General features: G+C 53.3%; 20 protein-coding genes and 2 rRNA genes. 8 read left to right on the top strand and 14 right to left on the bottom strand.

Annotated features, from left to right (window positions below; all coding sequences use genetic code 11):
* Nucleotides 1-3: 3 nt before the first annotated feature.
* From era to rpoE, 8 genes are all read right to left on the bottom strand, one after another.
* Nucleotides 4-915 (bottom strand): GTPase Era, encoded by a 912-nt coding sequence (gene era / locus ABGA49_RS03390; protein ID WP_061493657.1) that lies wholly within the window; start codon nt 913-915, stop codon nt 4-6.
* The gene (rnc, locus tag ABGA49_RS03385; RefSeq protein WP_061499814.1) at nt 912-1,592 is read right to left on the bottom strand and encodes a ribonuclease III; all 681 of its coding nucleotides are present in this window, start codon (nt 1,590-1,592) and stop codon (nt 912-914) included. Before rnc ends, era begins: the two co-directional genes overlap by 4 nt.
* A 211-nt stretch (nt 1,593-1,803) precedes the next feature.
* Entirely contained in the window at nt 1,804-2,778 is a 975-nt protein-coding gene (gene lepB, locus ABGA49_RS03380) for a signal peptidase I (RefSeq protein WP_061493655.1), read from the bottom strand.
* Nucleotides 2,779-2,793: 15 nt separating this feature from the next.
* A complete protein-coding gene (lepA, locus tag ABGA49_RS03375; protein ID WP_061493654.1) occupies nt 2,794-4,593 on the bottom strand; it encodes a translation elongation factor 4 in 1,800 nt (599 codons plus the stop codon).
* Nucleotides 4,594-4,749: 156 nt separating this feature from the next.
* Nucleotides 4,750-5,229 (bottom strand): SoxR-reducing system protein RseC, encoded by a 480-nt coding sequence (rseC, locus tag ABGA49_RS03370; protein ID WP_347665138.1) that lies wholly within the window; start codon nt 5,227-5,229, stop codon nt 4,750-4,752.
* Complete coding sequence (gene rseB, locus ABGA49_RS03365; RefSeq protein ID WP_061493651.1) at nt 5,226-6,179, bottom strand: sigma-E factor regulatory protein RseB; 954 nt, start codon at nt 6,177-6,179, stop codon at nt 5,226-5,228. The genes rseC and rseB overlap by 4 nt, the downstream gene beginning before the upstream one ends.
* Nucleotides 6,179-6,829, bottom strand: a complete 651-nt coding sequence (gene rseA / locus ABGA49_RS03360) for an anti-sigma-E factor RseA (protein ID WP_347665137.1) — start codon at nt 6,827-6,829, stop codon at nt 6,179-6,181. The genes rseB and rseA overlap by 1 nt, the downstream gene beginning before the upstream one ends.
* A 31-nt stretch (nt 6,830-6,860) precedes the next feature.
* On the bottom strand, nt 6,861-7,436 hold the full coding sequence (gene rpoE, locus ABGA49_RS03355; RefSeq protein WP_061493647.1) for an RNA polymerase sigma factor RpoE: 576 nt from the start codon (nt 7,434-7,436) through the stop codon (nt 6,861-6,863).
* A 424-nt stretch (nt 7,437-7,860) separates the two neighbouring features.
* Here rpoE and nadB point away from each other — a divergent pair, with 424 nt between their 5' ends.
* On the top strand, nt 7,861-9,480 hold the full coding sequence (gene nadB, locus ABGA49_RS03350) for an L-aspartate oxidase (RefSeq protein WP_088238227.1): 1,620 nt from the start codon (nt 7,861-7,863) through the stop codon (nt 9,478-9,480).
* Here nadB and ABGA49_RS03345 read toward each other — a convergent pair.
* On the bottom strand, nt 9,465-10,202 hold the full coding sequence (locus ABGA49_RS03345) for a tRNA1(Val) (adenine(37)-N6)-methyltransferase (protein ID WP_061493643.1): 738 nt from the start codon (nt 10,200-10,202) through the stop codon (nt 9,465-9,467). The two genes, nadB and ABGA49_RS03345, sit on opposite strands and share 16 nt — an antisense overlap.
* Nucleotides 10,203-10,332: 130 nt before the next feature.
* Between ABGA49_RS03345 and srmB the strand changes: the two genes are divergently transcribed.
* Nucleotides 10,333-11,667, top strand: coding sequence for an ATP-dependent RNA helicase SrmB (srmB, locus tag ABGA49_RS03340; RefSeq protein WP_061493641.1), 1,335 nt, complete (start codon nt 10,333-10,335; stop codon nt 11,665-11,667).
* 42 nt (nt 11,668-11,709) lie between these two features.
* On the opposite strand, the gene grcA is transcribed toward srmB, so the two are convergent.
* A complete protein-coding gene (gene grcA / locus ABGA49_RS03335; protein ID WP_061493639.1) occupies nt 11,710-12,093 on the bottom strand; it encodes an autonomous glycyl radical cofactor GrcA in 384 nt (127 codons plus the stop codon).
* Nucleotides 12,094-12,408: 315 nt separating this feature from the next.
* On the opposite strand from grcA, the gene ung reads away from it, so the two are divergent.
* Nucleotides 12,409-13,098: a uracil-DNA glycosylase gene (gene ung, locus ABGA49_RS03330; protein WP_061493637.1), complete on the top strand. Its 690-nt coding sequence runs from the start codon at nt 12,409-12,411 to the stop codon at nt 13,096-13,098.
* A gap of 90 nt (nt 13,099-13,188) precedes the next feature.
* Here the strand turns inward: ung and ABGA49_RS03325 are convergent, their stop codons facing one another.
* Nucleotides 13,189-14,283, bottom strand: coding sequence for a tRNA/rRNA methyltransferase (locus ABGA49_RS03325; RefSeq protein WP_347665136.1), 1,095 nt, complete (start codon nt 14,281-14,283; stop codon nt 13,189-13,191).
* 204 nt (nt 14,284-14,487) lie between these two features.
* Between ABGA49_RS03325 and trxC the strand changes: the two genes are divergently transcribed.
* The 5 genes from trxC (at nt 14,488) to ABGA49_RS03300 (ending at nt 20,206) form a co-directional block, all read left to right on the top strand.
* On the top strand, nt 14,488-14,907 hold the full coding sequence (gene trxC / locus ABGA49_RS03320) for a thioredoxin TrxC (RefSeq protein ID WP_061493632.1): 420 nt from the start codon (nt 14,488-14,490) through the stop codon (nt 14,905-14,907).
* Between the two features lie 69 nt (nt 14,908-14,976).
* Nucleotides 14,977-15,675: a tRNA-uridine aminocarboxypropyltransferase gene (locus tag ABGA49_RS03315; RefSeq protein ID WP_347665135.1), complete on the top strand. Its 699-nt coding sequence runs from the start codon at nt 14,977-14,979 to the stop codon at nt 15,673-15,675.
* A 32-nt stretch (nt 15,676-15,707) separates the two neighbouring features.
* Nucleotides 15,708-18,368 carry a protein lysine acetyltransferase gene (gene pat, locus ABGA49_RS03310; RefSeq protein ID WP_061493630.1) on the top strand — a complete coding sequence of 887 codons (2,661 nt, stop codon included), beginning with the start codon at nt 15,708-15,710 and terminating at the stop codon, nt 18,366-18,368.
* Between the two features lie 113 nt (nt 18,369-18,481).
* Entirely contained in the window at nt 18,482-19,837 is a 1,356-nt protein-coding gene (gene pssA / locus ABGA49_RS03305; RefSeq protein WP_061493629.1) for a CDP-diacylglycerol--serine O-phosphatidyltransferase, read from the top strand.
* A gap of 45 nt (nt 19,838-19,882) precedes the next feature.
* Complete coding sequence (locus ABGA49_RS03300; protein ID WP_061493628.1) at nt 19,883-20,206, top strand: YfiM family lipoprotein; 324 nt, start codon at nt 19,883-19,885, stop codon at nt 20,204-20,206.
* Here ABGA49_RS03300 and ABGA49_RS03295 read toward each other — a convergent pair.
* The 3 genes from ABGA49_RS03295 to ABGA49_RS03285 all read right to left on the bottom strand — a co-directional run.
* On the bottom strand, nt 20,203-21,501 hold the full coding sequence (locus tag ABGA49_RS03295) for an MFS transporter (protein WP_347665134.1): 1,299 nt from the start codon (nt 21,499-21,501) through the stop codon (nt 20,203-20,205). The two genes, ABGA49_RS03300 and ABGA49_RS03295, sit on opposite strands and share 4 nt — an antisense overlap.
* Before the next feature lie 234 nt (nt 21,502-21,735).
* Nucleotides 21,736-21,851 (bottom strand): 5S ribosomal RNA (rrf, locus tag ABGA49_RS03290).
* 94 nt (nt 21,852-21,945) lie between these two features.
* Nucleotides 21,946-22,165 (bottom strand): 23S ribosomal RNA (locus tag ABGA49_RS03285); the annotation flags it as partial.

Raw genomic sequence — 22,165 nt, 5'->3', positions numbered from 1 at the left:
CGCTTAAAGATCGTCGACATAACCGAGACTGCGCAGCGCGCGTTCGTCATCGGCCCAGCCGGACTTCACTTTCACCCACAGTTCAAGGTGAACTTTGGCTTCAAACATCTCTTCCATATCTTTACGGGCTTCAATGCCGATGGTTTTGATTTTGGCCCCTTTGTTGCCAATCACCATCTTCTTCTGCCCTTCGCGCTCAACAAGGATCAGCCCGTTGATGTCGTAGCCGCCGCGCTCGTTCGTAATGAAACGTTCGATTTCTACTGTCACCGAATACGGCAGCTCCGCGCCGAGGAAACGCATCAGCTTCTCACGAATGATCTCAGAAGCCATAAAACGCTGAGAACGGTCGGTCACATAATCTTCCGGGAAGTGATGAATGGCTTCCGGCAGGTGTTTGCGCACGATGCTGGCGATGGTATCAACATTGGTGCCGGTTTCCGCAGAGAGCGGTACGATGTCGAGGAAATTCATCTGGCTGGCGAGGAACTGCAAGTGCGGCAGCAGATCGGCTTTTTCCTGCACGTTGTCCACTTTATTGACTGCGAGGATCACCGGCGTTTTGCCGTCGCGCAGTTTGTTCAGCACCATTTCGTCATCCGGCGTCCAGCGCGTGCCTTCCACTACGAAGATCACCAGCTCAACATCGCCGATTGAACTGCTTGCTGCTTTGTTCATCAGACGGTTGATGGCGCGCTTCTCTTCCATATGCAGGCCCGGGGTGTCGACGTAAATCGCCTGATACTCCCCTTCGGTATGGATACCGACAATACGGTGGCGCGTGGTCTGTGCTTTACGGGAAGTAATGGAAATCTTCTGCCCGAGCAGTTTGTTCAGTAGCGTGGATTTGCCGACGTTGGGACGTCCAACGATGGCGATAAACCCGCAATAGCTTTTTTCAGTTTCAGTGCTCATTCCAGCTCCAGTTTTTTCAGCGCCTGTTCGGCGGCAGCCTGCTCCGCCTTACGGCGGCTGGAACCTGTGCCGACCACCGGTTCGCTCAGGCCGCTGACCTGGCAGTGGATAGTAAATTCCTGATCATGTGCTTCACCGCGCACCTGCACCACCAGATAGGACGGCAGCGGCAAATGGCGACCCTGCAAAAACTCCTGCAGGCGCGTTTTCGGATCTTTTTGCTTATCGCCCGGACTGATTTCATCCAGGCGCGTTTGATACCAGCTCAGGATTAATTGTTCGACGGTCTGGATATCGCTATCGAGAAATACCCCGCCAATTAATGCTTCAACGGTGTCCGCGAGAATGGATTCACGGCGAAAACCGCCGCTCTTCAATTCACCCGGCCCTAAGCGCAGACATTCGCCTAATTCGAATTCGCGGGCGATTTCCGCCAACGTATTACCGCGAACCAGCGTGGCGCGCATGCGGCTCATATCACCTTCATCCACGCGAGGAAAACGGTGATAGAGCGCATTAGCAATCACAAAACTTAAAATCGAGTCGCCAAGAAACTCCAGACGCTCATTGTGTTTGCTACTGGCACTGCGGTGGGTTAATGCCTGCTGCAACAGATCCTGATGATGAAAAGTGTAGCCCAGCTTCCGTTGAAGCCGATTAATTACGATGGGGTTCATGCGATACCAATAAATAAATGCGTCAACAATGCAGCACACGAAACCGACCTGAGAAAAACCAACGCGGTTTCGTGTGCTGTGGCGCCCGGAGGAGCCAGCCTCAAACTTCGGGGGAATATTCTATACGCAACGAGGGGGGTTGTCGTTAGTCTGAGGGGAATAATCGCGGAAATAATTCAGGGCGCAACGGGAATAATTGCGCCCTGGTTAATTAATGAATTCCGCCGATACGATTCAGTCGTACACCTGTCGGCCATTCACCTTCTTGTTTTTCGAAACTCATCCAGATTGCCGTCGCACGACCAACGAGATTCGCTTCCGGCACGAAACCCCAATAACGGCTGTCAGCACTGTTATCGCGGTTATCGCCCATCATGAAATAGTGACCTGGCGGCACAATCCACGTTGCCAGTTGCTGCCCTGGCTGACGGTAATAAATGCCAAGCTGATCCTGGGCGATCGGTACAGTCAGAATACGGTGCGTCACCTCACCCAGAGTCTCTTTGCGCTCCGTCAGACGAATGCCATCTGCCATGGTTTCGCTTTTAGGCAACTGGAAGAAGCCACTGCTTGCTTCACCGCCGGAGCGGCGACCAAAGGTCTGCACAAAGTCACTGGCTTCAACATTGCTGTAGGTGATCGGCAGCGCGTTGTCGCACGCCTGACCGGAGCTGCAGTTTGGCTGCACGGTAACCTGCTTGCTGACCGGGTCGTAACTGACTTTGTCACCCGGTACGCCAACCACACGTTTGATGTAATCCAGGCGCGGATCGTCCGGGTATTTAAACACCGCAATATCACCGCGTTTCGGATGACCGGTTGCGATCAGCGTCTTCTGGTAGATCGGATCTTTAATACCGTAAGCGAATTTTTCCACAAGGATAAAATCGCCGATCAGCAGCGTCGGCATCATTGAACCGGAGGGGATCTGGAACGGCTCAAAAATAAACGAACGCACGATCAGTACAATCGCCAGTACCGGGAAAACAGAAGCACCGGTTTCCAGCCAGCCTGGCTTCGGACCGATTTTCTTCAGCGTTTTTTTATCAAGGGCATCACCTGTCGCAATTTGCGCGGCGGCCTGACGTTCCCGGCGTTTTGGTGCAAAAATAAACTTATCCAGGCACCATAAAAGTCCCGTCACCAGCGTCGCGATCACCAGGATCAGGGCAAACATGTTCGCCATGCCAACTCCTTAAGGTTATTTGCTCTCTTTGCCTACGTGCAGAATGGCAAGGAACGCTTCCTGAGGCAGTTCGACGTTACCGACCTGCTTCATACGTTTCTTACCTTCTTTCTGTTTCTGCAGCAGCTTTTTCTTACGGCTGACGTCACCGCCATAGCATTTCGCCAGTACGTTTTTACGCAGCTGTTTTACCGTCGAGCGGGCAATAATGTGGTTGCCGATAGCCGCCTGAATCGCGATATCAAACTGCTGGCGAGGGATCAGATCTTTCATCTTCTCCACCAGCTCACGGCCACGGTACGGTGCATTTTCATTGTGGGTGATCAACGCCAGCGCATCGACACGCTCGCCGTTGATTAACACATCCACGCGTACCATGTTAGACGCCTGGAAACGTTTGAAGTTGTAATCCAACGATGCATAACCACGCGAGGTGGATTTCAGACGGTCGAAGAAGTCCAGCACCACTTCCGCCATCGGAATTTCATAGGTCAGCGCTACCTGGTTGCCGTGGTAAACCATGTTGGTTTGCACCCCACGTTTTTCCACACACAGCGTAATAACGTTACCCAGATACTCCTGCGGCAGCAGCATGTGGCATTCGGCAATCGGCTCGCGCAGCTCTTCAATATTGTTCAACGGTGGCAGTTTGGACGGACTGTCGACATACACCACTTCTTTGTTCGTGGTTTGCACTTCATACACAACAGTCGGCGCAGTGGTGATCAGATCCAGATCGTATTCACGCTCCAGACGTTCCTGAATGATCTCCATATGCAACAGACCGAGGAAGCCACAGCGGAAGCCGAAGCCCAGCGCAGTAGAGCTTTCCGGTTCGTAGAACAGGGATGCATCGTTCAGGCTCAGTTTGCCGAGCGCATCACGGAAGTTTTCGTAGTCGTCAGAGCTAACCGGGAACAGACCCGCATAGACCTGCGGTTTTACCTTTTTGAACCCTGGCAGAGCTTTGTCCGCCGGGTTGCGTGCAGAGGTCAGCGTATCCCCGACCGGTGCGCCGAGAATGTCTTTAATTGCACAGACCAGCCAGCCCACTTCGCCGCACTTAAGCTCGGTACGATCAACCTGTTTCGGCGTAAAGATGCCGAGACGGTCAGCGTTATACACCTGACCGGTACTCATAACTTTAATTTTGTCGCCTTTGCGCATGGTGCCGTTTTTGATACGCACCAGCGATACCACGCCCAGGTAGTTATCAAACCAGGAGTCGATGATCAGCGCCTGTAGCGGCGCGTCCGGATCGCCTTCCGGCGGCGGAATGTCCCGCACCAGACGTTCCAGCACATCCGGCACGCCAACACCGGTCTTCGCCGAACAGCGCACCGCGTCTGTCGCGTCGATGCCGACGATATCTTCAATCTCTTCGGCAACGCGCTCAGGATCGGCGGCTGGCAGGTCGATTTTGTTCAGTACCGGCACCACTTCCAGATCCATTTCGATGGCGGTATAGCAGTTCGCCAGCGTCTGCGCTTCCACGCCCTGACCCGCATCCACCACCAGCAGTGCACCTTCACAGGCAGCCAAGGAGCGGGAAACCTCATAGGAGAAGTCAACGTGCCCGGGAGTATCGATAAAGTTCAGTTGGTAGGTTTCGCCGTTAAGGGCTTTGTAGTCCAGCGTTACGCTCTGGGCTTTGATGGTAATACCGCGTTCGCGCTCAAGATCCATGGAGTCCAGCACCTGGGCTTCCATTTCGCGATCGGAAAGACCACCGCAAATCTGGATGATACGGTCAGACAGCGTCGACTTACCGTGGTCAATGTGAGCGATGATCGAAAAGTTACGAATATTCTTCATATAGTGAGATTTTATGCCTTACGAGTAACTAAGAGGCCTGTTCGCGCCTGACGTCAAATGTACTTAAACGCCGCATTCTACACTACAACCGCAATGCGGGGAAATGCTCATACCAGCAAGAAAAATGCCGCTTTTTTCACCGTTACAAGGGTGAAATTACGGGCGGCTTTCAGTGGAAGCATCGTCGACGCGAACAAGGTTCGGAGGTAAACCTACGCTAATGATGATGGGTTGCCATTCGCTGCGGGAAGCCAGTTTGGGCGAGAGTCCTCGTGCCAGTAAAAAACCGCCAACACCGCCGAGCACCGCACCGCACAGCGCCGCAAGATCGTGACCAAACAGCGCCTGGAAAAGGGCGCCCAGGACAAACAACCCAACCAGCGGCGACATATACACCAATAGTGCCGATCCCAGCAAACTGGCTTCGGCAATACCGAGTTCAACTTTTTGCCCGGCCACCAGCGGCTCTGCGCTGGGTACGGCAATGGTATGGCTGGTTTGCGGACCTAACTTATTTAACACGCGGCTACCGCAGCCCGCGCGGGAGGCGCAACTGCTGCAGGAGGCTTTGACGTCACATTCGACTAATGCTTCACCGTTACGCCATGAAACGACGGTAGCCCACTCTTTAATCATTGTGTGGCCTTGAATTTGAGGCTATCCGCAATGCGTTTTGCGGTTTGTGGAGGGAGTTCGCCTACGATGGTAATTTCGGCATTGTCACGAACCGTGGTGCTAACCGTGCGACGGCCGGTACGCAGGACCTGATCGCTACTGTTCTGGTTTGCGCGGTTCACGTTAATCGAGAAGCTAAATAAGCCGTCTGAATAAAGGCGCGACTCAACGGGAACATCCACCGTTGGCAACTGGCGACGACTGCTGGCCACCTCGCTAAATCCTTCTGGTAACCAGGACGGCCCCCAATTGAAGTCAACTTTATCCCCCGCAGGGACCGAAAGCAGAGGCGGTAAACTGGCTTTTGCCAGCGTTTGCATGCTGTTCGCAACCTGCGTGTTCACGGAAAACGCGATCACGCGGAACTGTTCGAGGGTTTCGCCATCGCGATCGAGTAAGTCGACGCGCATTGGCAGGCGTGTTTCCGAATCCATCCAGACGATGTAACTGTAACGGGTGCCGTCACGGGCAACAACGCGGATAACCTCACACAGTCTGTCGGCAATACGTGTACGTCCTACAGAAATGAAATCATAGTAGGAAGAGAGACGCTTAAAATCGGTATAAACCAGCGTAGGCAGCGAATCGACGATGTAGTTGCCGTTCAGCGTAAACGGCTCAAGACCCGGCTCAAAGTAGCTGATCTCATTACCACGCTGCACCACTTCGCGGCGAGGACCGTCCATTTGCAGCATTTGGGCCAGAGGCTGGTCGTTCAGGCGCGCATGGCGGTAGCGTAACGACTCCACTCCCTGCTTATTGATGCTGATAAAAGACAGTTCGTAGTTGAGCGACTGACTCGCCACGTTCATTTGCTGCAACAACGCCCCGGACGAAACATCAGCCGAGGCGTTAGCAGAGAAGAACAGACCAGCAGCCACAAAAGACATGGCACACCAAAGTTGCTTCATTACTGCGATTGCGTTCCTAAAGTTTGATTTCCTGGCACCTGCACAGCAGCCTGCTGCGTTTGCGCCTGCTCAAACTGAAGCTGTTCTGCATGCAGGCGTCGTTGCAGTTCGTAGTCCTGCAGCATTGCATTGATACGACGGCGCTGCTCCTGCGCTTGCTGTTGCTGACCGGCGGTTGCGGTAGCATCAGACGGAACACCCAGACTTACCGGACTGGCTTTACCCATCATCGGCAGCGTGTTAAACACCGGGCCTTCGGGCTGCTGGGTTGATTCAGCTGAGCCATTATAGTGCTGAACGCCAACAATTACAGCTAACGATACGCATGCAGCCACGCCCATTTGGGTAAGCTGGCTTGCCCACGGGCGAACCTTATGCCAGAACGGCATTTTCTGCCACTGATGCGGGGCGGGTTGCACTTCGGGAATCAATGGCGCGGTCGGTTGAACGGCGTCATTCTCAATCGCGGCCATGACTCGGGCTGAGATATCGAAATGGATGACATCGGCGGTATCACCGCGCATTGCATCGCGGATGAGGTGATAGCTTTCCCATGTTTGCTGCAATTGCGGATCCTGAGACAGCTCCGCGAGCAGCTCGTTATCCAGCGTTTCACCATCCATTAAAGCGGAAAGTTTTTCTTTCTGCATGCCTAATACCTTTTTCAGTATCCCGCTATCGTCAACGCCTGATAAGCGGTTGAACTTTATTATCAATAGCTTCCCGCGCTCGGAAGATACGTGAACGTACCGTACCTACCGGGCAATCCATGATGGCCGCAATTTCTTCATAGCTCATGCCATCCAACTCCCGCAACGTAATTGCCATGCGTAAATCTTCCGGGAGCGACTCAATAGTACGGAAAACTATTTGTCTCAGTTCTTCTGACAACATTAAGTTCTCAGGGTTCGAAATTTCTTTCAGTGCACCGCCACTTTCGAAGTTTTCTGCATCAATGGCATCCACATCACTGGATGGCGGCCTGCGCCCTTGGGCAACCAGGTAGTTTTTGGCCGTGTTAACGGCAATACGGTACAGCCAGGTATAAAAAGCACTATCTCCCCTGAACGAATCAAGCGCGCGATAGGCCTTTATAAATGACTCTTGTACGACATCAGGCACATCTCCGGAAGGAACATAACGGGAAACCAGACTCGCCACTTTGTGCTGGTAGCGCACCACCAGTAAGTTGAACGCTTTCTGATCTCCTTTCTGTACCCTTTCGACAAGGACCTGATCCGTTAACTGCTCGCTCATCCGAGGTAAAATCTCCCCAAAACCAATTTCCACGCGTATCCAGAAACGCCACTCCAATACTGCAATCTATGAGCAAGCAGCCAATTAGAGAGCAGGTTCGTGATAAAGTTCCGTTACGCCTTTGTTTTTGTGCATCGTTCTACAGACTTTTCATTATCACTCATTATAAGTCTACAAACCCTGCACACTGTGTTTTCTCAAAGAAAAGACCTTAAGATCGCCAGAGAGTATCGCAATATCGCTTTTTTTTCATCACTAATAAGCGCTTACTAACAATCAGATCCCTGTTTCCCCTTCCCTGACTCTCATCCCGCCTTTTTATACAATGTTTAGTGCTTAATACAAAAATCAAAAAAAACAGTGCCTGGTCACCTTTCATAGTGCTATGCTGGCCGGACCTTGTTTAGTAAATTAAACACGAATTATGAAAACGACGCCTGAATTCTCTTGTGATGTCCTGGTCATTGGCAGCGGTGCCGCAGGGCTCTCCGTGGCATTGCGTCTTGCGGCGCAGCATCGTGTGATCGTCCTCAGCAAAGGGCCAATCAGCGAAGGCTCCACCTTCTATGCGCAAGGGGGCATTGCGGCGGTATTTGATGAAACGGACAGCATTGAATCCCATGTCGAAGATACATTGATTGCCGGTGCCGGTATTGTCGATCGCCAGGCGGCAGAGTTTGTCGCCGGGAATGCGCGCCAGTGTGTACAGTGGCTTATCGATCAGGGTGTGTTATTTGATACCGAGGTAACGGCGAACGGCGAGCCGGGTTACCACCTCACCCGCGAAGGCGGGCATAGTCACCGCAGGATCCTCCACGCGGCCGATGCCACCGGCAAAGAAGTCGAAAATACGCTGGTTAGCCAAGCCCTCAATCACCCCAATATTCGCGTATTGGAACGCTGTAATGCGGTAGATCTGATTATTTCGGACAAAATCGGTCTGCCTGGTGCCCGACGCGTCGTCGGAGCATGGGTATGGAACCGGAATAAAGAACAAGTCGAAACCTGTCAGGCTAAAGCGGTTGTACTGGCGACCGGCGGCGCATCCAAGGTGTATCAGTACACCACGAACCCAGATATTGCCTCCGGCGATGGCATCGCCATGGCCTGGCGCGCCGGTTGCCGGGTCGCAAACCTGGAGTTTAATCAGTTTCATCCCACTGCCCTCTTCCATCCACAAGCGCGCAATTTCCTGCTAACGGAAGCGTTGCGCGGCGAAGGTGCGTATCTGAAACGCCCGGATGGCTCCCGCTTTATGCCGGATTTTGATGCGCGAGGCGAGTTGGCCCCGCGTGATATTGTGGCGCGCGCTATCGATCATGAAATGAAACGCCTCGGCGTGGACTGCATGTATCTCGATATCAGTCATAAGCCGGAAGCATTTGTCCGTCAGCATTTCCCGATGATTTATGAAAAGCTGCTCGGTCTGGGCCTTGACCTGACGAAAGAACCAATACCGATCGTCCCTGCCGCGCACTATACCTGTGGCGGGGTGATGATAGACGATCGCGGGCGTACCGATGTGGACGGATTATATGCCGTAGGGGAAGTGAGTTATTCCGGGCTGCACGGTGCAAACCGCATGGCATCAAACTCACTGCTTGAATGTCTGGTCTATGGCTGGTCAGCGGCGGAAGATATTTCCCACAGAATGCCGGATATTGATGCTGTGACGGAATTACCGGCATGGGATGAGAGCCGCGTCGACGACGCTGACGAGCGCGTGATCCTGCAACATAACTGGCACGAGCTGCGCCTGTTTATGTGGGATTATGTCGGCATCGTCCGTACCACCAAGCGCCTGGAACGCGCACTGCGCCGCATTACATTACTGCAACAGGAAATTGACGAGTACTACGCTCACTTCCGCGTTTCCAATAATCTGCTGGAACTGCGCAATCTGGTGCAGGTAGCGGAGTTGATTGTACGTTGCGCTATGGCGCGTAAAGAGAGCCGTGGACTGCATTACACGCTGGACTATCCGGATTTACTGCCCAACTCCGGCCCAACGGTGCTCTCGCCACGCGGTTACATAAATATGTAGAAAGCCTGCGTCAGCGCGGTATAGCTCTCGGAGTAGCGCTGATCCGGCCCGCGGATCACCAAACGGTCGGCAAAAAACTCCCCCGGACGCGGAGAGTATGCCAGTAACACGCGGTGCGGCAGACGCCCTTCCGTCTCGGCAACATCCGTACGCAAACGCAGATGCCAGCCAATGCTCTGCGCTTTGCGGGTGAACGCATCGCCTGCATCCACCGGCAACACGACGCAGAAAAAGCCCTCTTCGGTAATCAGTGTCGCGGCAATCTCTAGCAGAGCCTGGTGATCCAGTGAGGTGGTGTAGCGTGCACGGTCGCGCTCAGGCGTTGCGCATTTTACGCCTTCCTCAAAATAGGGGGGATTGCTGACGATCAGATCGTAGCGAACCGTATTCTTATTGCTCCACTGACGGATATCGGCGGTATGCACAATAACACGCCCGGACCACGGCGAGGCCTGCACGTTTTCCTGCGCCTGCGCAGCCGCCTGATCGTCCAGCTCGACCGCATCGATCATCACAGTCTGTGGCGTACGCTGAGCGAGCATCAGTGCCAATAAGCCGCTACCCGTGCCGATATCCAGTATATGTCGGGCATTCGATACCGGCGACCATGCGCCTAACATCACGCCATCGGTGCCAACTTTCATGGCGCAACGGTCATGCGCAACAAAGAATTCTTTGAACGTGAAGCCATCACGGCGAAACTGAGCCTTTGGCTGGGACATCTCTACAACCTCAATACGGAAAACAGGTGTAGCATAGGTGAAAGCGAAGCCCCGGAAAAGCGATAAGCAGACAACAGATGAAGATTGCAGCCGTAACGTCTATAATCAGCGCCCCACACAGAGGTAGATCATGACTGTAACGACTTTTTCCGAACTCGAACTTGACGACAGCCTGCTGGACGCGCTCCAGAGTAAAGGTTTTACACGCCCGACCGCCATCCAGGCTGCCGCTATTCCGCCTGCGCTTGAAGGGCGTGATGTCCTCGGTTCCGCGCCTACCGGCACCGGTAAAACGGCGGCATATCTGCTGCCTGCGTTGCAGCACCTTCTGGACTTTCCGCGTAAGAAATCTGGCCCGCCGCGTATTCTGATCCTCACGCCAACCCGTGAACTGGCGATGCAGGTTGCCGATCACGCCCGCGAGCTGGCAGCTAATACGCACCTGGATATCGCGACCATCACCGGTGGCGTGGCGTATATGAACCACGCGGAAGTCTTCAGCGAAAACCAGGATATCGTGGTCGCAACCACTGGCCGCCTGTTGCAGTATATTAAAGAAGAGAACTTTGACTGCCGGGCAGTTGAAACGCTGATCCTTGATGAAGCAGACCGCATGCTGGACATGGGCTTCGCGCAGGATATCGAACATATCGCGGGCGAAACGCGGTGGCGTAAGCAAACCATGCTGTTTTCCGCCACACTGGAAGGCGATGCGATCAAAGATTTCGCTGAACGCTTGCTGGAAGACCCGGTGGAAGTTTCCGCTACGCCGTCCACCCGCGAGCGTAAGAAAATTCACCAGTGGTACTACCGTGCCGACGATGTGGCGCATAAAACCGCGCTGCTGGTACACCTGCTGAAACAGCCTGAAGTAAGCCGCTCTATTGTGTTTGTTCGCAAACGCGAGCGTGTGCATGAGTTGGCAAACTGGCTGCGTGAAGCCGGTATCAATAACTGCTATCTCGAAGGCGAAATGGTGCAAATTAAGCGTAACGAAGCCATCAAACGCCTGACCGATGGTCGCGTCAATGTGCTGGTTGCGACCGATGTTGCAGCTCGCGGGATTGATATTCCGGATGTCAGCCACGTTTTTAACTTCGATATGCCACGCAGCGGCGACATTTATCTGCACCGCATTGGGCGTACTGCCCGCGCCGGACGTAAAGGCACCGCGATTTCGCTGGTCGAAGCGCACGATCACCTGTTACTGGGTAAAATTGGTCGCTACATTGAAGAGCCGTTGAAAGCCCGTGTGATTGATGAGCTGAGGGCAAAAACCCGCACGCCGAGCGAGAAACTGAAAGGCAAACCGTCGAAAAAAGCGCTGGCGAAGCGTGAAGAGAAGAAAAAAGAGAAAGAAAAAGAGAAGCCGCGCGTGAAGCAACGCCATCGCGATACCAAAAACATTGGTAAGCGCCGTAAGCCAAGCGCCACAGCTGCTGAACAGCAGAATACAGAAGAATAAAAAAACGCCGGGGTTTCCCGGCATTTTTATTACTACCTGAAATTACAGGCTTTCAGTAAAAGTACGAGCAATAACGTCGCGCTGCTGTTCTGGAGTCAAAGAGTTAAAACGCACAGCATAACCTGATACACGGATGGTGAGCTGCGGGTATTTATCCGGGTTTTCAACGGCGTCGAGCAGAGTTTCACGACGCAATACGTTCACATTCAGGTGCTGACCACCTTCCACGCGAACTTCTGGTTTCACTTCCATCGGAATTTCACGGTATTCGATATTGCCGAGCTTGCTAACAGCAACCACTTCATCTTCAGCATAGCCTGCTTTCGCGCATACGCAGCGTGCTTCACCTTTTTCGTTATCGAGCAGCCAGAACGAGTTCAGCAGGTTGTCATTTGCAGCTTTAGTAATCTGGATACCAGTAATCATGAATAGCCTCCCATGGGCACAATATTTGATTTCACCGGAATCTTTCCGGCCAATTGGTAAAACCATTGTTGTCTGATTGTTTATATACCAGTCCAGAAATCCGCATTCTTTGATTAAAATCAATAAAAACCACACTGTGAAAATGGTGATACCAGGAATTTCTTGTTTTATATCAAGTTACGCCACTCACTCCCTCTTAAAATTTTTGTAAATTTTAAAAAAAATTTACAGGCAGGGCACCGGAAGCAGCGGGGAATTTTGTTCCGGGGAAAGAAGCAGTTAAGCTAAAGGGAACGAACTTCGCAGGAGAGCGGGATGACCACTTCTTTAACATGGCATGACGTGCTGGCCGATGAAAAACAGCAACCCTACTTTATCAATACCCTGAGCACCGTCGCGGCTGAGCGCCAGGCCGGGATCACCATCTACCCCCCACAAAAAGACGTGTTTAACGCTTTTCGCTTCACCGAGCTTGGCGATGTCAAAGTGGTGATCCTTGGCCAGGACCCATACCATGGCCCCGGACAAGCTCACGGACTCGCCTTCTCGGTACGGCCTGGCATCGCGATCCCGCCCTCTCTGCTGAATATGTATAAAGAGTTGGAAAAAACGCTTCCGGGTTTTGTCCGCCCGGAACACGGTTATCTGGAAAGCTGGGCGCGCCAGGGCGTGTTGCTGCTCAACACGGTGCTGACCGTACGCGCGGGCCAGGCGCACTCCCACGCCAGCCTGGGCTGGGAAACCTTCACCGATAAAGTGATCAGTTTGATTAACGAGCATCGTGAAGGCGTTGTCTTTTTACTTTGGGGTTCGCACGCGCAGAAAAAGGGGGCAATTATCGACAGAACACGCCACCATGTATTGAAAGCGCCGCACCCGTCACCGCTCTCCGCGCATCGCGGTTTTTTCGGCTGTAATCATTTTGTGCTGGCGAATCAGTGGCTGGAACAGCGTGGTGAGAAACCGATTGACTGGACGCCGACATTACCGGCGGAAAGTGAGTAAACCAGAATGTAGAAGGCCCGGTAAGCGCAAACGCCACCGGGCCTTTTGCCGGGTGGCGGCGACGCCTTACCCGGCCAATAGCACAACGGGTTACGCTTTGTTCTGACGCCACCATTCGGCCAGCAACACTCCGGTCGCCACAGAAACGTTGAGGCTTTCAACGTTGCCAGTACCGTCAATGGACACGCTAAGATCGGCACGGGACAACGTCGCATCAGACAACCCGTCGCGCTCCTGCCCTAACACCAGCACCATTTTCTTCGGCAATTCAGCCTTAAACAGGGGTGTACCGTTATGGCTGGAGGTCGTCACCAGCGCATAACCGGCCTGGCGGAACGCTTCAAGCGCATCAACAAAACTCTCTCCGGTGATCGCCTGAACGTGCTCCGCACCGCCTTCTGCCGTACGCACAGCCGCGCCGGACTCGATCACTGCCGCATCCTGCAGCACCACACCTTTCACACCAAAGTGCGCGCAACTACGCATAATAGCGCCGAGGTTGTGCGGGTTACCTACTTCTTCCAGTGCCAGGACACAATCCTCAGCCCCCGCGGTGGCGACCCATTTCTCTACGCTCAAACCATTGCGTTTTTTGATCAGGAAGCACACGCCACCATGATGTTCAGTGCCGGAGGCTTTCGCCAGCTCTGCATCATCAACCACGTGATAAGCTTTGCGGTTTGCAGCCATCCAGCGCAGTGCTTCTTTAAAGCGCGGCGTGACACTCTGCACAAACCAGGCGCGGACGATGGAATCCGGACGGCTGCTGAACAGCGCCTGACAGGCATTTTCACCATATACACGCGTCTCTTCCGCACGCTGGCGACGCAGCACTTCCGGATCGATAAAACTTTTACCGCTGATCCCGCCATGATCCGGTTTCTCCGGCGTTTCGTCACCCGGTGCGCGGGAAACGGTGCGCCACGGAGAATCACTCTGACGGCTAAAATCTTCGCGCGATGGACGGCTTCTATCGTCACGCTGTGGTCGACCACCACGGTCATCACGTTGAGAACGGCTTCTGTCATCACGGGCTGGGCGACGGCCTGCATCTGCACGAGACGATCCCGAACGCGCTGGCCCTTTCCCGGTGCGCGGGTTATAGCCACGTTTATCGGAATCATCATCACTGCGGACATACATCACTTTGACCTTGCCGCTTTTGTTGTTACTTTCGTCGTTCATGCTTTTCTCCACCAGCGCTGCGCGAAGCGCGCAGATTACCTGATGTCCTTGCGCTTAGCCATTACTTCGTACAAAAGCTATCGACTATTGTACTCATTGAATAAATCGCATTGTCGTGTGAAACCTTCTTATTAATAATATGTAACATTGAAGAAACATACCGGTGAAAAGCCGCGTTGTACCACCGCTTCCCTGAGGTTAGTTATGAATACCGTATGTGCAAGCTGCCAGGCATTGAACCGCATTCCTGAAGACAGAATGAACGACGGCGCGAAATGCGGGCGCTGTGGACATGAGCTGTTCGACGGCGATGTCATTAATGCCACTGGCGAAACCCTGGATAAATTGCTGAAAGACGATCTGCCCGTCGTGGTGGATTTCTGGGCGCCATGGTGCGGCCCGTGCCGTAACTTTGCGCCAATCTTTGAAGACGTTGCGGAAGAGCGCAGCGGTAAAGTGCGTTTTGTCAAAGTGAATACCGAAGCCGAACGAGAGCTGAGCGCCCGTTTCCGCATTCGTAGTATCCCCACCATCATGTTGTTCAAAAAAGGTGAAGTGGTCGACATGCTGAGCGGCGCAATGCCAAAAGCACCGTTTGATAACTGGCTCAACGAATCACTCTGATCCTGTCGGGGCGCATCTTGTGCCCCGTTTTGACCTCTGCGACAATGGCATTTTTCCTGTGCATTCCTGATGACTGATAACGCCGTTCTTCAACTTCGCGCTGAGCGCCTTGCCCGCGCCACGCGCCCATTTCTGGCGCGAGGTAACCGCATCCGTCGCTGTCAACGCTGCCTGTTGCCACAGCGGCAATGCCTGTGCGATACCCTCAAACCTGCTGCTGCCAGTAGCCGTTTTTGCCTGGTAATGTTTGATACCGAACCCATGAAACCCAGCAATACCGGGCGTCTGATCGCCGATGTTTTACCCGATACTCTGGCGTTTCAGTGGTCGCGTACCGAGCCGCCGCAAGCGCTAATCGATCTCTGCGCCAGTGACGAATATCAGCCCATGGTGGTCTTTCCGTCCTCTTATGCTGGCAGTGAGCGCCAGGTGCTGAGCGCACCGCCACCAGGTAAACCGCCGCTGTTTATTATGCTGGACGGCACCTGGACGGAGGCGCGTAAAATGTTCCGCAAAAGCCCTTATCTGGATGCACTGCCGGTCATTTCTGTGGATTTGTCGCGGGTTTCGGCCTATCGCTTGCGTGAAGCACATGCTGACGATCAATATTGCACCGCAGAAGTGGCGATCGCTTTACTGGATCTGGCGAATGATAATGTCGCCGCGCAAGCACTGGGGGACCATTTCACCCTGTTTCGCGAACGTTACCTCGCGGGTAAACCGCATCATCCATCCGCCATCACAGCAAACGAAGCAGAAAGCGTTTAATATCATCAGGTCACTCTTTTCAGGAGGCCGGTATGAGCCAACGAGGGCTGGAAGCGTTATTGCGTCCCAAATCGATCGCCGTGGTGGGCGCATCGATGAAACCGGATCGCGCCGGTTTTCTGATGATGCGCAATCTGTTGGCCGGCGGTTTTGCCGGGCCGGTGCTGCCGGTTACCCCTGCATATAAAGCGGTACTCGGTGTTCTGGCCTGGCCGGATGTCGCCAGCCTGCCTTTTACCCCTGACCTGGCAGTACTTTGTACCCATGCCCGGCGCAACCTCGATCTGCTCGATGCGCTCGGGCAAAAAGGGTGTAAAACCTGCATTATTCTTTCTGCGCCTCCTGAGCAGCATGCCGACTTACTCGCCTGCGCCAGCCGCTACCAGATGCGGCTACTTGGTCCAAATAGCCTGGGTCTGCTGGCGCCATGGCAAGGGTTGAACGCCAGTTTTTCTCCGGTGCCGATTACGCGCGGCAAACTGGCATTTATTTCTCAGTCTGCTGCGGTTTCGAATACCATTCTGGACTGGGCGCAGCAGCGGGAAATGGGGTTCTCCTACTTTATAGCTCTCGGCGACAGTCTGGATATCGATGTCGATGAGCTGCTGGATTTCCTCGCTCGGGACAGTAAAACCAGTGCGATCCTGCTTTATCTGGAGCATCTTAGCGATGCCCGGCGTTTTGTCTCCGCTGCACGTAGCGCATCACGTAATAAGCCTATCCTGGTGATTAAAAGCGGACGCAGTCCGGCTGCGCAACGTTTACTGAACGTGCACGCCGGGCTTGATCCGGCCTGGGATGCCGCTATCCAGCGTGCTGGGTTATTGCGCGTACAGGATACGCATGAGTTGTTTTCCGCCGTCGAGACGCTTAGTCATATGCGTCCGCTGCGGGGTGAGCGTTTGATGATTATCAGTAATGGCGCAGCGCCGGCTGCGCTGGCGCTCGATGAGCTATGGTCACGTAACGGCAAGCTGGCAACGCTGAGTGAAGAAACGCTGGCGCAGCTTCGCGCGGTATTGCCGGAATATGTCAATGTGAGCAACCCGCTGGATTTGCGTGACGACGCCAGTAATGAACGCTATGTCTCTGCGTTGACGGTTTTGCTGGAAAGCCAGGATTACGATGCGCTGATGGTGATCCACTCACCGAGTGCGACAGCGCCGGGTAGCGAAAGCGCGCAGGCGCTGATCGACGCCCTGAAAAAGCACCCGCGCGGAAAGTATGTCACCGTCCTGACCAACTGGTGCGGGGAGTTCTCCTCGCAGGATGCGCGACGTCTGTTCAGCGAAGCCGGGCTGCCGACCTACCGGACGCCGGAGGGGGCTATCACGGCGTTTATGCATATGGTGGAGTACCGCCGGAACCAGAAGCAATTGCGCGAAACGCCCGCTCTCCCACTCAGCCAGACAGCCGATACCGCCGAGGCATATAAGCTGCTGCGTCAGGCTATTGCCGATGGCGCCACAACGCTCGACACCCATGAAGTACAGCCTATTTTACGCGCCTGGGGTTTACAGACCTTACCGACCTGGATTGCGGGTGACAGCGCGGAGGCAGTGCATATAGCCGAAAAAATCGGTTATCCGGTGGCCTTAAAACTCCGCTCCCCTGATATTCCGCATAAATCGGAAGTTCAGGGGGTGATGCTCTATTTGCGTACCGCCAAAGAGGTGCAACAGGCTGCCGATGCCATTATCGATCGTGTGAAGATGAGCTGGCCACAGGCTCGCATTCACGGTTTGCAGGTGCAGAGCATGGCAAACCGTGCGGGAGCGCAGGAGCTCCGCGTGGTGGTTGAGCAAGATCCGGTGTTTGGTCCGTTAATTATGTTGGGTGAAGGTGGCGTGGAGTGGCGGGCAGAAGATCAGGCGGCTGTTGCATTACCCCCTCTGAATATGAACCTGGCGCGTTATCTGGTGATTCAGGCAATCAAAAATAAGAAGATCCACGGGCGAAGTGCATTACGCGCACTGGACATCGCGGGTCTGAGCCAGTTTTTAGTACAGGTTTCGAACCTGATTGTTGATTGCCCGGAGATTGAACGCCTTGATATTCACCCGTTGCTGGCGTCCGGCAGCGAGTTTATCGCGCTGGATGTCACCATGACTGTCGCCCCCTTTGAGGGGAATGGCGAAACGCGTCTTGCCATTCGCCCTTATCCACAGCATCTGGAAGAGCAGGTGGAAATGAAAAACGGCGAAAAGTGCCTGTTCCGCCCGATTCTTCCTGAAGATGAGCCGCACTTACAGCAATTTATCGCGCAGGTGACTAAAGAGGATCTCTATTACCGCTATTTCAGCGAGATCAATGAATTTACCCATGATGATTTAGCGAATATGACGCAAATCGACTACGATCGGGAAATGGCATTTGTTGCAGTGCGTCGTACGAATGAAGGTGAAGAGATCCTTGGCGTTACGCGTGCAATCTCCGATCCGGATAACATCGATGCGGAATTCGCCGTGCTGGTACGCTCTGATTTGAAAGGGCTGGGTCTTGGGCGGCGTCTGCTGGAAAAGCTGATCAGTTATACGCGAGATCACGGACTTAAGCGCTTGAATGGTATTACTATGCCGAATAATCGCGGCATGGTAACGCTGGCGCGAAAACTGGGATTTGATGTCGATGTTCAGCTGGAAGATGGGATTGTGGGCTTGTCGCTCCCTCTGACGCAGACGGAAGAATCCTGAGTAAGGTACTGGAAATGTTGACCACTTTAGCGGGCTCGGTGTTATTATTGTCCGCTTATGTCGTCTGCATGGTACAGAAGACCCTTCAATAAACAGAGAAGAAACGCACTGTGATGTTGTCAAAATTTAAGCGTAATAAACATCAACAACACCTTGCCCAACTACCCAAGATTTCTCAGTCAGCGGATGATGTAGCCTTTTTCTACTCGCCTGCGGATTTCAGAGAAACGCTGCTTGCCAGGATAGCCAGCGCAACGCACCGAATCTATATCATTGCCCTGTATCTTGAACAGGATGATGGTGGGAAAGGAATTCTGAACGCACTGTATGAAGCAAAACGCCAACGTCCGGAACTGGATGTGTGTGTGCTCGTTGACTGGCATCGCGCCCAGCGTGGTCGCATCGGTGCCGCAGCGTCAAACACGAATGCCGACTGGTATTGTCGCATGGCGCAAGAAAACGCCGGCGTTTCGGTTCCCGTTTACGGCGTACCGGTAAATACCCGTGAAGCACTTGGCGTTCTCCACTTTAAAGGGTTTATTATTGATGACTGCGTGCTCTACAGTGGCGCCAGCCTCAATGATGTTTACCTGCATCAGCACGATAAATACCGTTACGATCGCTATCAGCTGATCCGCAATCCACAGATGGCCGATGTCATGCAAAACTGGGTCGTTCAGAACCTGGTGCAGGGGCGCGGCGTGAATCGGCTGGACAATCCTCAACGCCCGAAAAGTCCGGAAATCAAAAACGATATTCGCCAGTTTCGCCAGGAGCTGCGCGATGCCTCGTTTCATTTTCAGGGCGATGCCGATAACGAACAGCTCGCGGTAACACCGTTGGTCGGCCTGGGAAAATCCAGCCTGCTGAATAAAACGATCTTTCACCTGATGCCGTGTGCGGAACACAAACTGACTATTTGTACGCCGTACTTCAATCTGCCGGCGGTACTGGTGCGTAATATCATTCAGCTCCTGCGCGAAGGCAAAAAAGTCGAAATTATTGTCGGCGACAAAACTGCCAACGACTTTTTTATTCCAGAAGATCAGCCGTTTAAAATCATCGGTGCACTGCCTTATCTTTATGAGATTAACCTGCGCCGTTTCCTGAGCCGACTGCAGTATTACGTGAATACCGAACAGTTGGTGGTGCGTCTGTGGAAAGATGACGATAACAGTTACCATCTGAAAGGCATGTGGGTTGATGATGAGTGGATCCTGCTGACAGGTAATAACCTGAACCCGCGCGCATGGCGACTCGATCTCGAAAACGCGGTGCTTATCCACGATCCAAAGCACGAGCTGGCAGCGCAACGCGATAAAGAGCTGGAGCTTATTCGCAGGCATACGACGGTCGTTAACCACTATCGCGATCTGCAAAGCATTGCCGACTACCCGGTAAAAGTGCGTAAGCTGATTCGCCGGTTACGCCGTATCCGTATCGACAAGTTAATCAGTCGTATTCTTTAAACCGAGGCCCCGTTATCGCACGGGGCTTTTTTTCAGGCTTTGCTAATGAAATATATTGTGCTGTTCGGTTCACTGCTGCTAACGGGATGCAGTCATATGGCGAATGACAACTGGAGCGGGCAGGATAAAGCACAGCATTTCCTCGGCTCCGCTATGCTCTCTGCTGCAGGTAATGAAGTCGCACAGCATCAGGGGATCAGCCGCGATCGAAGTGCAATCTTTGGACTGATGTTTTCTGTTAGCCTGGGAGCATCAAAAGAGTTGTGGGACAGCCGCCCGGCGGGAAGCGGCTGGAGCTGGAAAGATTTTGCCTGGGATGTTGCTGGCGCCACAACGGGTTATACCGTGTGGCAACTGGCCAGACATTAAAGGCGAATGCCTTTTCCTTTACGGTGTAGCATCAAAGAGACCAGAAATGCCAACGCGCCCATCAGAGTAACGTACCAGAAGAAAGCCGTTTCAAACCCAATCGATTTCAGTGACAGCGCGACATATTCCGCCGAACCGCCAAAGAGAGCGTTTGCCACTGCATAGGATAGACCGACGCCAAGTGCACGAACCTGAGCAGGGAACATCTCGGCTTTCAGGATCCCGCTGATTGAGGTATAGAAACTGGCGATCACTAAAGCCAGCATAACCAGTACGAATGCAGCATAGGGGGACGTTACACTGTGCAGTGCACTGAGGATGGGTACCGTGCACACTGTGGCAAGACCACCAAAGATCAGCATCGAGGTACGGCGACCAATCCGATCAGACAGAGCGCCGATAAGCGGTTGGATCAGCATAAAGACAAACAGCGCGACCGTCATAATCACGCTGGCGACATTGGCATGCATCCCGGCAGTGTTCACCAGGTACTTCTGCATATAGGTCGTGAAGGTATAGAACGTGAGCGAGCCCCCAGCCGTAAAACCCAGCACCATAATGAAGGCTTTGCGATTGCGCCATAACCCTTTTAGCGAACCAGCTTCTTTTAGCGCACGCACTTCCTGCTGCGAAGTTTCATCCAACTGACGACGCAACCATAGAGCGACGATAGCCAGAGCAGCTCCGAGAGCAAAGGGAATACGCCAACCCCAGGCGCGAAGCGCTTCTTCCTCCAGAACCTGCTGCAATATCACAACAACCAGCAATGCCAGTAACTGCCCGCCAATCAGAGTGACGTACTGAAACGAGGCGTAAAAGCCTTTCCGCCCTTCAACTGCCACTTCGCTCATGTAAGTTGCACTGGTTCCATATTCTCCCCCCACTGACAATCCCTGAAACAAACGAGCCAGCAACAATAATGCAGGTGCCCAGGTTCCAATGGTCTCATAGCCCGGCAGGCAGGCGATCACCAGCGATCCCAGACACATCATGCACACTGAAATCAGCATGGATGTTTTACGACCGTGCCGGTCAGCGATGCGACCAAACAACCAGCCGCCAATGGGCCTCATCAGAAAGCCAGCGGCAAATACTCCGGCTGTTTGCAGTAACTGAGTGGTAGTGTTTCCGGCAGGGAAAAAAATATGTGCGAAGTAGAGAGAGCAAAAGGAATAAACATAGAAGTCAAACCATTCCACCAGGTTACCTGATGAGGCACCAATGATCGCCCATACCCGACGCCGGGTATCGCTGCTGGTGAGCGATTCACGTGTTGTCATACTGCTGTCAGCCATTGTAATGATACTCCTGCCTGAGCTATTGATGAGATGTGCACGTGGTGAGGTGTACACAGTAAGCATCCTTAACTCACTGATATGCAAAAAATGAAATGTTGCATATTTGTTATAAATAAATAGTGAGTTAAATCACATTTTCGCTTAGCTGGGTAAGGAATTCAGAATATAGCCCGGGTGGGGTGAATAGCAAAAAGGCCCAGTCTTCCGACTGGGCCTTCTGCTTTATTTGATGCCTGGCAGTTCCCTACTCTCGCATGGGGAGACCCCACACTACCATCGGCGCTACGGCGTTTCACTTCTGAGTTCGGCATGGGGTCAGGTGGGACCACCGCGCTAGTGCCGCCAGGCAAATTCTGTCATCAACACACCTTCCGGTCTGTCAATCTAATCTGTATCAGGCTGATTATTGTCTCTCTTCCGCCAAAACATCTTCGGCGTTGTAAGGTTAAGCCTCACGGTTCATTAGTACCGGTTAGCTCAACGCATCGCTGCGCTTACACACCCGGCCTATCAACGTCGTCGTCTTCAACGTTCCTTCAGGAGACTTAAAGTCTCAGGGAGAACTCATCTCGGGGCAAGTTTCGTGCTTAGATGCTTTCAGCACTTATCTCTTCCGCATTTAGCTACCGGGCAGTGCCATTGGCATGACAACCCGAACACC

Source organism: Kosakonia sp. WA-90, assembly GCF_039871955.1.
GTDB classification, from domain to species: domain Bacteria; phylum Pseudomonadota; class Gammaproteobacteria; order Enterobacterales; family Enterobacteriaceae; genus Kosakonia; species Kosakonia oryzendophytica.
Note: the sequence above shows the minus strand (reverse complement) of the source record. Positions and strands in the feature narration are given on the sequence as shown.

Bases quoted from the DNA above. Each gene is read 5' to 3' on its own strand.
- nadB (WP_088238227.1), top strand. From the start codon at position 7,861: ATGAAAACGACGCCTGAATTCTCTTGTGATGTCCTGGTCATTGGCAGC.
- ABGA49_RS03315 (WP_347665135.1), top strand. From the start codon at position 14,977: ATGACTGATAACGCCGTTCTTCAACTTCGCGCTGAGCGCCTTGCCCGC.
- lepA (WP_061493654.1), bottom strand. From the start codon at position 4,593: ATGAAGAATATTCGTAACTTTTCGATCATCGCTCACATTGACCACGGT.
- pssA (WP_061493629.1), top strand. From the start codon at position 18,482: ATGTTGTCAAAATTTAAGCGTAATAAACATCAACAACACCTTGCCCAA.
- rseB (WP_061493651.1), bottom strand. From the start codon at position 6,179: ATGAAGCAACTTTGGTGTGCCATGTCTTTTGTGGCTGCTGGTCTGTTC.
- ABGA49_RS03345 (WP_061493643.1), bottom strand. From the start codon at position 10,202: ATGTCCCAGCCAAAGGCTCAGTTTCGCCGTGATGGCTTCACGTTCAAA.
- ung (WP_061493637.1), top strand. From the start codon at position 12,409: ATGACCACTTCTTTAACATGGCATGACGTGCTGGCCGATGAAAAACAG.
- rseC (WP_347665138.1), bottom strand. From the start codon at position 5,229: ATGATTAAAGAGTGGGCTACCGTCGTTTCATGGCGTAACGGTGAAGCA.
- rnc (WP_061499814.1), bottom strand. From the start codon at position 1,592: ATGAACCCCATCGTAATTAATCGGCTTCAACGGAAGCTGGGCTACACT.
- srmB (WP_061493641.1), top strand. From the start codon at position 10,333: ATGACTGTAACGACTTTTTCCGAACTCGAACTTGACGACAGCCTGCTG.
- rpoE (WP_061493647.1), bottom strand. From the start codon at position 7,436: ATGAGCGAGCAGTTAACGGATCAGGTCCTTGTCGAAAGGGTACAGAAA.
- grcA (WP_061493639.1), bottom strand. From the start codon at position 12,093: ATGATTACTGGTATCCAGATTACTAAAGCTGCAAATGACAACCTGCTG.
- ABGA49_RS03325 (WP_347665136.1), bottom strand. From the start codon at position 14,283: ATGAACGACGAAAGTAACAACAAAAGCGGCAAGGTCAAAGTGATGTAT.
- era (WP_061493657.1), bottom strand. From the start codon at position 915: ATGAGCACTGAAACTGAAAAAAGCTATTGCGGGTTTATCGCCATCGTT.
- lepB (WP_061493655.1), bottom strand. From the start codon at position 2,778: ATGGCGAACATGTTTGCCCTGATCCTGGTGATCGCGACGCTGGTGACG.
- ABGA49_RS03300 (WP_061493628.1), top strand. From the start codon at position 19,883: ATGAAATATATTGTGCTGTTCGGTTCACTGCTGCTAACGGGATGCAGT.
- ABGA49_RS03295 (WP_347665134.1), bottom strand. From the start codon at position 21,501: ATGGCTGACAGCAGTATGACAACACGTGAATCGCTCACCAGCAGCGAT.
- pat (WP_061493630.1), top strand. From the start codon at position 15,708: ATGAGCCAACGAGGGCTGGAAGCGTTATTGCGTCCCAAATCGATCGCC.
- trxC (WP_061493632.1), top strand. From the start codon at position 14,488: ATGAATACCGTATGTGCAAGCTGCCAGGCATTGAACCGCATTCCTGAA.
- rseA (WP_347665137.1), bottom strand. From the start codon at position 6,829: ATGCAGAAAGAAAAACTTTCCGCTTTAATGGATGGTGAAACGCTGGAT.